Source organism: Bradyrhizobium sp. BRP56 (assembly GCF_020194035.1).
Taxonomy (GTDB): Bacteria; Pseudomonadota; Alphaproteobacteria; order Rhizobiales; family Xanthobacteraceae; genus Bradyrhizobium; species Bradyrhizobium australafricanum.
In genome coordinates, this window is the sequence record NZ_JADYVV010000022.1 from 1 (window position 1) to 13,608 (window position 13,608).

Consider the following 13,608-nt stretch of genomic DNA (forward strand, 5'->3'; position numbering starts at 1 on the left):
AGATCGAGAAGCTCGATGACAATCTGCGCTCGATGCGCACGGTGGAGCGCGCCAAGGCGATCCTGATGGCGACGCGGCAGATGCCGGAAACCGAAGCCTATGGCTTCATCAGACGTCAGGCGATGGAACGTCGATCAGCAACGCCGGCAGCATTACCGGAGGCGGCGGCGGCAGCGGCGGGATCGGCTCCCTTGGCGGAGCCGGCACCGGCGGCAGCGGCGCCGGCGTCAATCTGGTCAGCAGCGATAATACACTGGGCAACACCGGCACCATCACGGGCGGTGCCGCGAACGGCACAGGTACGGCCGGCGTCGGTGTCATGACCAATGGAAACAGCACCATCAACAATGCCGGCACGATCAGCGGCGGGCTCAACGCCGACGGCGCGACCCATGCGGCCGCGATCCGTTTCGGTGGAACCAGCGACGTCCTGAATTTGCTGACCGGCTCGACGCTTGTCGGCGATATTCAATTGATTACGGGTGCCGCTGCAACGATTGCAGCACAAAACAACGGGCTCGCGCTCGGCAACAACATCGTGCTCGGCTCCGGCTCCCTCGTCGCCTTCAACACCACGCCGGCCAATTTTTCAGTCACCGGTGTGGTATCGGGCGCCGGCAGCGTGGCCGTGACCGGAATAGGCACGCTCACACTCTCCGGGAACAACAGCTACACCGGAGGAACGACGCTGGCGGGCGGAACGCTGTCGGTGTCGTCAGAGGCCAACCTCGGCGCGGCTTCGGGCTCCCTGACCTTCAACGGCGGCACGCTCCAGGTGACCGGCACGAGCTTCACCGGTACGTCACGCACCATCAATTGGGGCGGCGGCGGCTTCGAGATCGTCGATGGCACCAACAATTTCGTCGTCAGCAACTCGTTCACGGGCAACGGCGGGCTGACCAAGTCCGGCGCCGGAACGCTGACCTTCACCGGCAGCAACAACTACTCCGGCGGCACCACCATCTCCGCCGGCACGCTGCAACTCGGCAACGGCGTCAGCTTCGGATCCATCACCGGCAACGTGGTGAACAACGGCATCTTCGCCGTCAACCGATCGGACATCTATACGTTCGGCGGTACGATCTCGGGCAGCGGTGCGTTCGCGCAGATCGGCATCGGCACCACCATCCTGACCGGCACCAACAGCTATGGCGGCGGCACGACTATGTCGCGTGGCACAGTGCAGGTGTCATCGGACAGCAATCTCGGCGCCGCATCGGGCGCGCTGAATTTCGACGGCGGCGGCACGCTGCGGGTCACCGGCACAGCCTTCACCGGCACCACGCGCGCCATCAACCTGGGCAGCGGCGGCGGAGCGTTCGATATCGCCGATGCCGCCAACAATTTCACCCTGGGCCAGTCGATCAACGGAAACGGCACCCTGTTCAAGCTCGGCGCCGGAACGCTGACCTTGACCGGCAACAGCAGCCTGACCGGCGGCATCGCAATCAGGGCGGGCACGCTGCAACTCGGCAACGGCGGCACCTCCGGCTCCATCCTGGGCCAGGTGGTGAACATTGGCACCTTCGCCATCAACCGCTCCGACACCTATACGTTCGGCGGCACCATCTCGGGCAGCGGCGGGTTCGTGCAGAAGGGCAGCGGCACCACCATCCTGACCGGCAACAGCAGCTATGGCGGCGGCACCACGATCGCGAACGGCACGCTGCAGATCGGCAATGGCGGCACGTCGGGCGCGATCACCGGTAACGTCTTCAATGACGGACGGCTGATCTTCAACCGCGCCGACGACAGCACCTTTGCCGGTTCGATCAGTGGCGGCGGCCTCTTCACCAAGAGCGGGATCGGCACGCTGACGCTCTCCGGGAACAACACCTATACCGGCGGCACCCAGCTGCTCGGCGGCACCTTGGTCGTGCAAGGTGGCAACGCCATTGGCGACAATTCCAGCGTCATCGTGCTCGGCAACAGCACGCTGCGCCTGCTCCGCAACGAGAAGGTCGCAACGCTGTCGTCCGGCGCCACCGATTTCGGCACCGTCGATCTGGCCGCCGGCAATCTCACCACCAGCCTGAATTCGACCATCACCACCGCGCTCTACTATGGTGTCATCACCGGCGCGGGCGGGCTGGTCAAGGACGGCACCTACAAGCAGGTGCTGGCCGGCACCATCAGTTACACCGGCGGCACCACGATCCAGGCCGGCACGCTGCAGCTCGGCGATACCACGCATCAGGGCAAGATCATCGGCAGCGTGCTCAACAACGCCACCTTCGAGGTGGTCAACGCCGATACCTCGGGCCTGACCACGATCACCAACAACAGCAAGCTGAACTTCCGCAACGCGACCTCGGCCGGCGCCGCCACGCTCGTCACCACGGCGAGCGGCCAGACCGCGTTTGCCGGCAACAGCACGGCGGGCAATGCCCGTCTCGTCACCGACGCCGGTGGCGTCGTGGATTTTTCCGCAAGCGCGGGACTGGCCGGAAACCGCGTTCTCTCCGCCGGCTCGATTGAGGGAGCCGGCCGCTATAATCTCGGCGCGAACGCACTCACCGTCGGCGGCAACGACCTGTCGACGATCGTCAGCGGCGTCATCGCCGACGGCGGCGCGAGCGGCGGCACCGGCGCATCGCTCTCCAAGATCGGTGCCGGCACGCTGACCCTGAACGGCCAAAGCACCTACACCGGCGCGACCAACGTCAACGCCGGCAAGCTCGTGGTCGGCGACGACAGCCACGGCGGCGCAAGCCTTGCCAGCGCCGTCACGGTGAACAATGGCGGCACGCTCGGCGGCATCGGCACCGTCGGCGGCATCACGGGCAATGCCGGCGGCATCGTCGCGCCCGGCAATTCGATCGGCACCTTGAACGTCGCCGGCAACGTTTCCTTCGCAGCCGGCTCGATCTATCAGGTCGAGGCCAATGCGGCCGGCCAGTCCGACAAGATCATAGCCACCGGCACCGCGACGCTCGCCGGCGGCAATGTGCTGGCGCTGGCGCAGACCGGCACCTATGCGCCGCAGACGGTCTACACGATCCTCACCGCGAACGGCGGCGTGAACGGCACCTTCACCGATGTCACGAGCAGCCTGACATTCCTCACGCCGACGCTGAGCTACGACGCCAACGACGTCTTCCTGACACTCGCCCGCAACGCCACCTCGCTCACGAGCGTCGCGACGACACCGAACCAGATCGCCGTCGCCGGCGCACTGGACGCAAGCGGGCAACAGCGCGATCCGCTGATGGTCGCGGTGCTGAACCAGAACGCCGCCGGCGCGCGGCGGGCGTTCGATGCGCTGTCGGGCGAAGTGCATGCCAGCGCGCAGACCGCGATGCTCGACGACTCGCGCTATCTGCGCGAAGCCGTGCTCGGCCGCCTGCGGCAAGCGTCGTTCGCCGGCAGCAGCGGGCCGATGGCGGCGCTGGGTTCAGGTGGCCCGCAGACCGCTGCGAAGGATCAGCTGTCGGTCAGCACCGTGCTCGCCTATGCCGGCACCGAGCGGCCCGCGTTTCCGGTCAAGGCGCCGCCACTCGCGCATGCTGCACCGATCGCGGACACCACATTCTGGGCACAGGGGGTCGGCGCCTGGGGCCGGTTGAACGGCGACGGCAATGCCGCGGGAATGACGCGCGACCTCGCCGGCTTCTTCAGCGGCGTCGATCACAGATTCGCGCCGAACTGGATCGCCGGCATCGCCGGCGGCTACACCAGCTCGTCGGTTCATGTCGGCAATCGCGCGAGCTCGGCCGATATCGAGACCGCGCATCTCGCCGGCTATGTCGGCGCGAGCTACGGCGCGGTCAATCTGCGCGGCGGCGCCTCGGCAAGCTTCAGCACGCTCGACACCAGCCGTTCGATCGTGTTCCCGGGCTTCTTCGACACCGCGCGCGGCCGCTATGACGCGACCACGGCGCAGGTGTTCGGCGAGATCGGCTACGGGCTATCGCTCGGCCGCGCCGCGCTCGAGCCGTTCGCCGGCCTCGCCTGGGCCCACCTCAGCACCGACAGTTTTGCCGAAACCGGCGGCAGCGGCGCTGCCGCGCTGCGCGGCGCCGGCAGCGATCAGGATGTCGGCTACTCCTCGCTCGGCGCCCGCATCGCCACCAGCTTCGCCCTCACCAACGGCATGCAGCTGACGCCGCGTGCCTCGGTGGCCTGGCAGTACGCCTTCGGCGAAGTGACCCCGACATCGGCACTCGCGTTCCAGGGCCTGGGAACCGGATTCACCGTGGCCGGCGTGCCGCTGGCACGGAACGCGGCGCTGGTTGAAGGCGGGCTCGATCTGCGGGTCACGCCGCAGGCCAGCATCGGCATCGCCTATGTCGGCCAGCTTGCCGACCGGGTCCAGGACCACTCGATAAAGGCCAGTTTTAGCTGGAAATTCTGACCCGGCGCCGCCGCCGGGCCCCGCCCCTTCCACGCCAATCCGGGATGCCGAGCAGCTGATTTTGCTGCATTGCACAGTCATGCATGCTGCTATGCAAACAAGCCCGTTGTATCTGGCATCTGGTATACATAGTTTGGCTGCAGATGATGAGCCGGCCCATTGCTGGCCTCCAATGAAAGGGGACACCAATGTCCAAGACCACTGTACTGACGCTCGCGCCCTCCTCCACCCTGTTCGGCCGTCTGCTGGCCTCGATCGACCGCCTGCTGATGAAGAGCGCGGAGATTTCGAATCGCAACGGCGACCTGCCGCGCTTCGGCCTCTAAGCCAAGGGATTTCCGGCGCTCTCCGCCGGATGCAGCTTTCGTCGCAAGATGCGACCTGACATTGAACCTTCGACCAATGGCCCCGATTTTCGGGGCCATTTCCTTGCGCGCTGAACTAGTCTCCCGGGGTGCCCGGGCTGAGTCCTGTGCGGCATAAGCGCGCGCTGCCCCTTCGACAGCTTGAACCTTGGCATATCGGATACCAAGATGGCCATCGCGCGCTCATAAGCAACGACAAGGGGCGCACTGGGAGGATCTATGTCGGACATGGTTCAGGCAACTGCGGCCCCTGCGGCCGCGCGTGTCAGCGATACCTATCGCTGGACGCAACTCGCGATCGGCGTCGCCGCGATGGTGATGATCGCAAATTATCAATACGGGTGGACGTTCTTCGTCCCCGACATCCAGAAGAAATTCGGATGGGATCGCGCATCGATCCAATGGGCTTTCACGCTGTTCGTGCTGTTCGAGACCTGGCTGGTGCCGGTCGAAGGCTGGTTCGTCGACAAATACGGTCCGCGCATCGTCGTGCTGGTCGGCGGCATCCTCTGCGCACTCGGCTGGGCGATCAACGCGCAGGCGACGACGCTGAACGGCTACTATCTCGGCATGATCATCGCCGGCATCGGCGCCGGCGGCGTCTACGGCACCTGCGTCGGCAACGCGCTGAAATGGTTTCCGGATAAACGCGGACTTGCCGCGGGCATCACCGCTGCCGGCTTCGGCGCAGGCTCGGCGCTCACGGTCGCGCCGATCCAGGCGATGATCAAGGACTCCGGCTTCCAGACCACCTTCCTGTATTTCGGTCTCGGCCAGGGCATCATCATCGTGCTGCTCTCCTTCTTCCTGCTGGCGCCGAAGGCCGGACAGGTGCCGGCCGTCGTGGCGAACGCCAACATCATCCAGACCCGGCGCAACTATCAGCCGACCGAAGTGCTGCGGCAGCCGATCTTCTGGCTGATGTACTTCATGTTCGTGATCGTCGGCGCGGGCGGCCTGATGGTGACCGCGAACCTGAAGCCGATCGCGGTCGACTGGAAGGTCGACAGCGTGCCGGTCACGCTGATGGCGGTGACGATGACGGCCGTGACCTTCGCGGCAACCATCGACCGCGTCCTCAACGGTCTGACGCGTCCGTTCTTCGGCTGGATCTCCGACATGATCGGCCGCGAGAACACGATGTTCATCGCCTTCGGCATGGAAGGCATCGGCATCTGGATGCTCTACCTCTGGGGACACGACCCGGTTTGGTTCGTGCTGCTCTCGGGCTTCGTGTTCTTTGCCTGGGGCGAGATCTACTCGCTGTTCCCCTCGACCTGCACCGATACGTTCGGCGCCAAGTTCGCCACCACGAATGCGGGCCTGCTCTACACCGCAAAGGGCACCGCGGCGCTCTTGGTGCCGATCGCCAACTACATGCAGCAATCGTCGGGCAACTGGGACAAGGTGTTCATCATCGCGGCAGGCGCCAACATCCTCGCCTCGCTGCTCGCGATCATGCTGCTTAAGCCCTGGCGAAAAATCGTGGTCGCGAAATCGGCTACGGCTTAAGCAACCGCCTCACCACAGCCTGCGAAGCGCCTGGCCAAAAGCCGGGCGCTTTTCATTTTGGCTGGCCACGAGATGCCGTCTGGACCGGCGCGTCGAATGTCAGATTTGCTGCGTTGCAGCGGAATGAAGGGCTTGCTTTCTGGAATATAGTATACCAACTTCCGCCGGGCGCTTGCGACGATACGCCACAATAATTGCGACACTCGGTCACAAGACCAGCGCGCTCGGGAGGACTTGATGGTTTCCAGCAATACTGCCGTCACACAAGCTCAACCTTCGTCCAGCGGCTTCCGCTGGCTGCAGCTCGTCATGGGCATCGTCTGCATGGCGATGATCGCGAACCTGCAATATGGCTGGACGCTGTTCGTCGATCCGATCGACGGCGCGCACCACTGGGGCCGCGCGGCGATCCAGTTCGCCTTCACGATCTTTGTGGTGACCGAGACCTGGCTTGTGCCGGTCGAGGCCTGGTTCGTCGACAAATACGGCCCGCGGCTCGTCATCATGTTCGGCGGCATCATGATCGCGCTCGCCTGGGTGTTGAACTCCTATGCCGACTCGCTCGCCTTGCTCTACACCGCCGCCGTGTTCGGCGGCATCGGCGCCGGCGCGGTGTACGGCACCTGCGTCGGCAACGCGCTGAAGTGGTTTCCCGATCGTCGCGGCCTCGCCGCCGGCGCAACCGCGGCCGGCTTCGGCGCCGGCGCCGCGCTCACGGTGGTGCCGATTGCAAAGATGATCGCCGCGAGCGGCTATCAGACTGCGTTCTTCGATTTCGGCATCGGACAGGGATTGATCGTCTTCCTGCTCGCCTTCTTCATCCAGCCGCCCGCGGTCTCGATCCCGCCGAAGAAGAAGCAGCTCAATCTGCCGCAGACCAAGGTCGACTTCACACCGCCGCAGGTGCTGCGCAGCCCGATCTTCTGGGTGATGTATCTGGTGTTCGTGATGGTCGCCGCCGGCGGCCTGATGGCGGCGGCGCAGATCGCGCCGATCGCGCACGACTACAAGATCGCGAACACGCCGGTCACGCTCGCCGGCTTCCAGATGGCCGCGCTGACCTTCGCGATCTCGCTCGATCGCATCTTCGACGGTTTCGGAAGGCCGTTCTTCGGCTGGGTCTCCGACAATATCGGCCGCGAGCACACCATGTTCATCGCGTTCGGCACCGGCGCGCTGATGCTGCTCACGCTGTCCACCTGGGGTCACAACCCGGTGGTGTTCGTGCTGGCGACCGCAGTCTATTTCGGCGTGTTCGGCGAGATCTACTCGCTGTTCCCGGCGACCTGCGGCGACACCTTCGGCTCGAAGTTCGCGACCACCAACAACGGCATGCTCTACACCGCGAAGGGCACCGCAGCGCTCCTGGTGCCTGCCGCCAGCATCGTTGCCGCCAGCTATGGCTGGCAGGCGGTGTTCGTGATCGCGGTCGCCCTCAACGCCACCGCGGCGCTGATGGCGCTGTTCGTGATCAAGCCGATGCGCCGCGCCTTCATCAACGGCAACGAGGCCGCCGCCGCGGAAGAGACCGCGACGAGCGCCAAAACGGCTTGAATCAGCACGGCCTGAACTCTCAATTTTCCTTCTGAACGGACAGAGGCGCATCTCGGTGCGCCTCTTTTCTTTTTGCCAAGAACAGGGATGCCAGATGCCACCACGCTTCGTGCGGCAGATCGCCCGCGCCGCCCACGGCCGCTCACAATCGTCGGAAATGTCAGCAAACCTGCCTATTTAAGCATTTTCCTGATGGTAGATTTCTGTGACAGCCACGTTGACAATTGGCATTTTGTATACCAGACTCCAGTCAACGATAACCAAGGAGGTTGCCATGCAAGTCGGAGATATCCTGCGCAAGAAGACCCCCCGCGTCGCCACGGTGCGCATGAACGAGACCGTTGCGATTGCCGCGCAACTGATGCGCGCCAGCAATATCAGCGCGCTCGTGGTCAAGGATGTCGTTCGCACCGAGGGCAACACCGCCGTCGGCATGTTCACCGAGCGCGACGTGGTGCGCGCGATCGCCGAGCACGGCGCGGCCGGTGCGAGCATGAAGGTGTCGCAGTTCGTGTCGGTGCAGCAGCTGGTCTCCTGCACATCGAGCGACACGCTCGAGCACATCCGTCATCTCATGACCAAGCACCACATTCGCCACGTGCCCGTCATCGACAACTACAGCCTGATCGGCGTCGTCAGCATGCGCGACATCGCCGCCGCATTCGACGAGGAGACCGCCGCGTCGAAGAAAGACGCCGTGCCGGCGTAACAAGCGCCTGCTTTACCTTGCTCTGAGCCAGGCGCTGCGTGTTCGATCACCAGCGCCTGAACAGATGACGAAAGATTTCCGTTCCGCCCTCGCCTGACCGCCGCGGCCCGTCATTTCCGCATGGGCGCGCCGCAGGTCGCCGGTAGACAATTGCCGGACAGGACTGCATCCTTCCCTCGACATCCCATAACAACACCGTGCGCCGCCGTCCGCGCCACGGAAAATTTTGATGGAAACGAGGGCAGAATGATCAAGACGCGTTTCACCGAGATGTTCGGCGTCGACCACCCGATCGTGCAGGGCGGCATGCAATGGGTCGGGCGCGCCGAGCTGGTTGCCGCCGTCGCCAATGCCGGCGCACTCGGCATGATCACCGCGCTGACGCAGCCGACTCCGGACGACCTGCGCAAGGAAATCGCGCGCTGCCGCGAGCTGACCGACAAGCCGTTCGGCGTCAACCTGACCATCCTGCCCGCGATCAAGCCGCCGCCCTACGCCGAATATCGCCAGGCCATCATCGAGAGCGGCATCAAGATCGTCGAGACCGCCGGCAACAAGCCGCAGGAACATGTCGACGAGTTCAAGACGCACGGCATCAAGGTGCTGCACAAATGCACCAGCGTGCGCCACGCGCTCTCCGCCGAGCGGATGGGCGCCGACGCGATCTCGATCGACGGCTTTGAATGCGCCGGCCATCCCGGCGAGGACGACACCCCCGGCCTGATCCTGATTCCCGCCGCCGCCGACAAGGTGAAGATCCCGATGATCGCCTCGGGCGGCTTCGGCGATGCGCGCGGCCTGGTCGCAGCGCTGGCGCTCGGCGCCGAAGGCATCAACATGGGCACGCGCTTCATGTGCACCTAGGAGAGCCCGATCCATCAGCTGGTGAAGGAACGCATCGTCGCCAATGACGAGCGCGAGACCGAGCTGATCTTCCGCACCATGCGCAACACCTCGCGCGTCGCCAAGAACGCGGTCTCGACTAAGGTCGTGCAGATGGAGAAGGAAGGCGCCAAGTTCGAGGATGTGCGCGAGCTGGTCGCCGGCGCCCGCGGCAAGATGGTCTACGCGTCAGGCGATGCCGACGAAGGCATCTGGTCGGCCGGCCAGGTGCAGGGCCTGATCCATGACATTCCGTCCTGCGCCGAGCTGGTGTCGCGCATCGTCCACGAAGCGGAAGCGATCATTCGCGAGCGGCTGGAAGCGATGATGTCCGGCGCCAAGCGTCAGGCCGCGGAATAGGCCGGAGCGGAGCACGAGTGTTATCCGTCACCCTGAGGAGCGCGAAGCGCGTCTCGAAGGGTCGACGGCCACCAGCCGGGCCGTCCATCCTTCGAGGGCCGCTGAAAAAGCGGCCACCTCAGGATGACGGAATTCAAGTCATCTCGCGTTAGACACAAACGAGAAGAAGCCCATGAAAGCCTATGTCTACGGCCCTAACGGCCCTGAAATCACCGACGTTGCGAAGCCCGTGCCGAAGGGCACCCAGGTGCTGGTCAAGGTTCATGCCTGCGGGCTGAACCGCGCCGATCTCGGCATGACCAAGGGCCATGTCCACGGCGCGGCCGGCGGCGTCGGCACCGTGCTCGGCATGGAATGGGCCGGCGAGGTCGCCGAGCTCGGCCCCGATGCCAAAGGCGTCAAGGTCGGCGACAAGATCATGGGCTCCGGCGGCGCGGCATTCGCCGAATACACGCTGGCCGATCACGGCCGGCTGTTCCGCGCGCCCTCGAACATGAATTTCGACGAGGCCGCAACCCTGCCCGTTGCGCTCGCCACCATGCACAACGCCGTCGTCACCAATGGCGCACTGCTGCCGGGCCAGAGCGTGCTGATCCAGGGCGCAAGCTCCGGCGTCGGGCTGATGGCGATGCAGATCGCCAAGCTGAAAGGCGCCAAGCTCGTGGTGGGCTCATCGACCGATGCGATGCGCCGCGGCCGGCTGAAGGAGTTCGGCGCCGATCTCGCGGTGGATTCGAAGGACCCCGGCTGGGTCGATCAGGTGCTGCAGGCAACCTCAGGCGAAGGCGTCGACCTGATCGTCGACCAGGTTTCCGGACCGGTCGCGAACCAGAACCTCAAGGCGACCAAGGTTAAGGGCCGCATCGTCAATGTCGGCCGGCTCGGCGGCACCCACGGCGACTTCAACTTCGACCTGCACGCGGCACGCCGCATCCAGTATATCGGCGTCACCTTCCGCACCCGCTCGATCGAGGAGATCCGCGCGATCTTCGACGAGGTGCGCAAGGACATCTGGCCCGCGGTCGAAGCACGCAAGCTGCAGCTGCCGATCGACCAGGTCTACAAATTCGCCGACATCGGCAAGGCATTCGAGCACATGGAAGCCAACAAGCACCTCGGCAAGATCGTGGTGACGCTGTAGCAGCAGTCTCCGGCGATCGTCATCGTCATTGCGCGAAGGGCGGATCAGCCAACGGGTCCGCGCTTGCCGCGTGCTACGCCCTGGCACTTTCGCGTGCGATGTTCAGCCGACAGGTCCTGGAATCCAATAGTCCCCCGCAAGCGGGCTGACCTTGACGCCACTAATGACTCCGAGCTCCAGGCTTGGATCGAAATAGCGCATCGTCCGCTCATTGAGGTCAATGATGCGGCCAGGCCTGAGTGGCCCCACGTCATTTATCTTCACGATGACCTTCTTGCCGACGGCCTCGACGAGGGCATATTTCGGCCTCGCGCCAAATTGGACCCCACCAAACTTCCGGCGCAGACTCGTCTTGATGGCAGCCGCCCAGACCGAGTGATCATAGCGCTCGCCGGAGGCTGTGCTCGGACCGCCCTCCTCCTTGCCGGGCTTCAACGGATTGTACATGGATGCCGCGCCGACGATTGCATCCCCACACGCGGCATTGACGACGGCGCTTGAATGAACCGCAGCGATTTCACTTCGAGCAGCGGTGCCAGAAAAGGCGAGCGCAACCAGGGCGCCGCAAATCGCGGCGCTCGAGCCGAACAGCATCATAACTCCTTGATTGATTTTCTTCGATCGTCCGGTTCCCGATGCCGCAAAACATGGTCAAGCGAACGCGGAGGCGTTTACGCGTGCCAATTCCTTGCGGATTCGTGCCAGTTCCGGCGGTGGAACCATCGTGAGAACCTGGGCGGCCCTCACACCGTGTTTTTCAGTTTCTGGCTCGACTAAAACAGAGATTGCGTCAGCAAAATGACTGAATGGAGCTGTCTTCGACAGCGCGTGAGGAGTGTCGGCGTCACCTTCCGCACCCGCTCGATCGCGGAAATCCGCGCGATCTTCGACGAGGTCCGCAAGGACATCTCGCCCGCGATCGGGGGCGCGCAAGCTGCAGCGGTCGATCGACCAGGTCTACAAATTTGCCGATATCGGCAAGGCGTTCGAGCACACGGAAGCCAACAATCACCTCGGCAAGATCGTGGTGACGCTGTAGTCGGTACGCACTGCTGCGTAGGATGGGTAGAGCGAAGCGAAACCCATCGATGTATCCGGGCAGCGAGATGATGGGTTTCGCTGCGCTCTACCCATGCTACACCTACCGCGTTGATCCGCCCTACGCACCCGGTCTGACTTGTGTAATGGCGACGCCGGAGATCGCGAGCAGTCCGCCGACAATCAGCTTCGGCGTCACGCTGTCGCCAAGGAACATCACGCTCGAGATCAGCGCGAATACCGGAAGCAGCAGCCCGAACGGGGCGACGCGGGCCATGGAGCAGCGGGCGATCAGCCAGAACCACAGGCCGAACCCGACAATGCCGCCGATGAAGACGGTGTAGGCGAGCGCCAGCCAGCCCCGTTGATCCGCAGTGCCAAGGCTCGCCAGCTGTCCGTATTCCAGCAACAGCGACATCAACATCACCTGCGGCACCGTGAGCAGCGATGACCATCCCATCAGCATCAGCGGATCGAAGGGGCCGTAGCGTTTCGTCAGGACGGTGGACACCGCGAATGCGAAGGCGGCGGCAACCACGAGCAGCAGCGGCAGCACGTTTGCCGACAGCCCCGGCCCCGCCGCCAGCACCACCACGCCGACGAACGCCAGCACCACGCCGGCGGATGTGATGAGCGACGGCCGCTCCGCGAGCAGCGGCCAGGCGAGCAGCACGGTGAAGGGCGGGGCGAGTTGATAGGCGACGGCCGACATGCTCCCCGAGCCGAGCCCAAGGCCGACATAGAACAGCCCGAAGTTCAGTCCGCCGAGGAAAACCGAAATAGCTGCGACAGGGCCGAGCTGTTGGCGTGTCGGCCTTCTGACGAACGGAACAAGCAGCAGCGCGATGGCCAGGAAGCGCAGTCCGAGGAAGAACAGCGGCGGAAACTCGGTGACGCCGACCTTGATGACCACGAACTGATAACCCCAGAGCAAGGGAACGACCACCGCGCAGATGATCTGGATGGCAGACATGGCATCTTTCCCTTTCAAGACCGATCGGTCCATATATCGGCACGCCGATCCCGCGGACGTACAGTGGACATCAAGGGGTCACAGCTGCTTATTTGATGAAGCGAGCGAGGAGCGCGTCGGCGGTGGCTTGCGACATGGTGCGCGCCGGCGCCGTCTTGGCGACCACGCGCAGCCCCCAAAGGAAACAGATCAGAATTCGGGCGGCACTCGAAGGCTCGACGCCATCGGCCAATCTGCCCGCGGTCTCCGCACGGGAAAATGCGTCCGCCACCCTGGCTTCCATGATCTTGAAGAAGCTCGCGAAGCGACGGCCAACCTCGGCATCCTGGCCAGCCAGCTCCATCGCCGTCGCCACCAACAGGCAGCCGCGCCGGCCATTGGCCCCGCACGCGCGTTCAACGTAGCCGGCAAGGTAGGCCCGCAGGCCGTCGACCGGATCTCGGCGGGAGTCCAATTCATCATCCATACGGGTCAGGGCATCGGCAATGTAGCGATCGAGTGCGCGCAGGAACAGCGAGTGCTTGTCGCCGAAAGCGGCGTAAAGGCTGCCGCGCGAGAGTTTTGTCGCACGCAGCAGGTCCGGGAGTGCCGTGGCGTGATAGCCGCGCGACCAGAACACATTCATCGCGCGTTCGATGGCGGCGTCCACGTCGAAACTTCGCGGGCGCCCACGGGGCAACTGCACTGGGGTTTGGCGGCTCATTGCCGATATATAGACCA

General features: G+C 64.4%; 10 protein-coding genes and 2 pseudogenes. 9 read left to right on the forward strand and 3 right to left on the reverse strand.

All coding sequences use genetic code 11. From position 1 onward, the window contains the following. The 8 genes and pseudogenes from I6F38_RS17190 to I6F38_RS17225 all read left to right on the forward strand — a co-directional run. The coding region (locus tag I6F38_RS17190) for an ANTAR domain-containing protein (protein ID WP_225161179.1) at nucleotides 1-323 on the forward strand (323 nt) is incomplete at its 5' end. After that, entirely contained in the window at nucleotides 320-4,354 is a 4,035-nt protein-coding gene (locus tag I6F38_RS17195) for an autotransporter domain-containing protein (protein WP_225161180.1), read from the forward strand. The genes I6F38_RS17190 and I6F38_RS17195, both read left to right, overlap by 4 nt. A gap of 188 nt (nucleotides 4,355-4,542) precedes the next feature. Continuing rightward, nucleotides 4,543-4,680 carry a hypothetical protein gene (locus tag I6F38_RS17200; RefSeq protein WP_167350443.1) on the forward strand — a complete coding sequence of 46 codons (138 nt, stop codon included), beginning with the start codon at nucleotides 4,543-4,545 and terminating at the stop codon, nucleotides 4,678-4,680. Nucleotides 4,681-4,938: 258 nt separating this feature from the next. Beyond that, the gene (gene oxlT / locus I6F38_RS17205) at nucleotides 4,939-6,231 is read left to right on the forward strand and encodes an oxalate/formate MFS antiporter (RefSeq protein WP_057020267.1); all 1,293 of its coding nucleotides are present in this window, start codon (nucleotides 4,939-4,941) and stop codon (nucleotides 6,229-6,231) included. A 237-nt stretch (nucleotides 6,232-6,468) separates the two neighbouring features. Next, nucleotides 6,469-7,785, forward strand: a complete 1,317-nt coding sequence (gene oxlT, locus I6F38_RS17210) for an oxalate/formate MFS antiporter (protein ID WP_028331533.1) — start codon at nucleotides 6,469-6,471, stop codon at nucleotides 7,783-7,785. A gap of 274 nt (nucleotides 7,786-8,059) precedes the next feature. Beyond that, entirely contained in the window at nucleotides 8,060-8,494 is a 435-nt protein-coding gene (locus tag I6F38_RS17215) for a CBS domain-containing protein (RefSeq protein ID WP_028331534.1), read from the forward strand. 246 nt (nucleotides 8,495-8,740) lie between these two features. Beyond that, nucleotides 8,741-9,736 (forward strand): annotated as a pseudogene (locus I6F38_RS17220) (nitronate monooxygenase family protein). Between the two features lie 172 nt (nucleotides 9,737-9,908). After that, on the forward strand, nucleotides 9,909-10,877 hold the full coding sequence (locus I6F38_RS17225) for a zinc-binding dehydrogenase (protein WP_141340892.1): 969 nt from the start codon (nucleotides 9,909-9,911) through the stop codon (nucleotides 10,875-10,877). A 102-nt stretch (nucleotides 10,878-10,979) separates the two neighbouring features. On the opposite strand, the gene I6F38_RS17230 is transcribed toward I6F38_RS17225, so the two are convergent. Beyond that, entirely contained in the window at nucleotides 10,980-11,474 is a 495-nt protein-coding gene (locus I6F38_RS17230) for a septal ring lytic transglycosylase RlpA family protein (protein ID WP_225161181.1), read from the reverse strand. A gap of 225 nt (nucleotides 11,475-11,699) precedes the next feature. Between I6F38_RS17230 and I6F38_RS17235 the strand changes: the two are divergent. Then, nucleotides 11,700-11,916 (forward strand): annotated as a pseudogene (locus tag I6F38_RS17235) (zinc-binding dehydrogenase); the annotation flags it as partial. A gap of 120 nt (nucleotides 11,917-12,036) precedes the next feature. Here the strand turns inward: I6F38_RS17235 and I6F38_RS17240 are convergent. Next, nucleotides 12,037-12,888, reverse strand: coding sequence for an EamA family transporter (locus I6F38_RS17240; protein WP_225161182.1), 852 nt, complete (start codon nucleotides 12,886-12,888; stop codon nucleotides 12,037-12,039). 88 nt (nucleotides 12,889-12,976) lie between these two features. Continuing rightward, nucleotides 12,977-13,591 carry a TetR/AcrR family transcriptional regulator gene (locus tag I6F38_RS17245; RefSeq protein ID WP_225161245.1) on the reverse strand — a complete coding sequence of 205 codons (615 nt, stop codon included), beginning with the start codon at nucleotides 13,589-13,591 and terminating at the stop codon, nucleotides 12,977-12,979. Nucleotides 13,592-13,608: the final 17 nt, after the last annotated feature.

Bases quoted from the DNA above. Each gene is read 5' to 3' on its own strand.
- I6F38_RS17195 (WP_225161180.1), top strand. From the start codon at position 320: ATGACCAATGGAAACAGCACCATCAACAATGCCGGCACGATCAGCGGC.
- I6F38_RS17200 (WP_167350443.1), top strand. From the start codon at position 4,543: ATGTCCAAGACCACTGTACTGACGCTCGCGCCCTCCTCCACCCTGTTC.
- oxlT (WP_057020267.1), top strand. From the start codon at position 4,939: ATGTCGGACATGGTTCAGGCAACTGCGGCCCCTGCGGCCGCGCGTGTC.
- oxlT (WP_028331533.1), top strand. From the start codon at position 6,469: ATGGTTTCCAGCAATACTGCCGTCACACAAGCTCAACCTTCGTCCAGC.
- I6F38_RS17215 (WP_028331534.1), top strand. From the start codon at position 8,060: ATGCAAGTCGGAGATATCCTGCGCAAGAAGACCCCCCGCGTCGCCACG.
- I6F38_RS17225 (WP_141340892.1), top strand. From the start codon at position 9,909: ATGAAAGCCTATGTCTACGGCCCTAACGGCCCTGAAATCACCGACGTT.
- I6F38_RS17230 (WP_225161181.1), bottom strand. From the start codon at position 11,474: ATGATGCTGTTCGGCTCGAGCGCCGCGATTTGCGGCGCCCTGGTTGCG.
- I6F38_RS17240 (WP_225161182.1), bottom strand. From the start codon at position 12,888: ATGTCTGCCATCCAGATCATCTGCGCGGTGGTCGTTCCCTTGCTCTGG.
- I6F38_RS17245 (WP_225161245.1), bottom strand. From the start codon at position 13,591: ATGAGCCGCCAAACCCCAGTGCAGTTGCCCCGTGGGCGCCCGCGAAGT.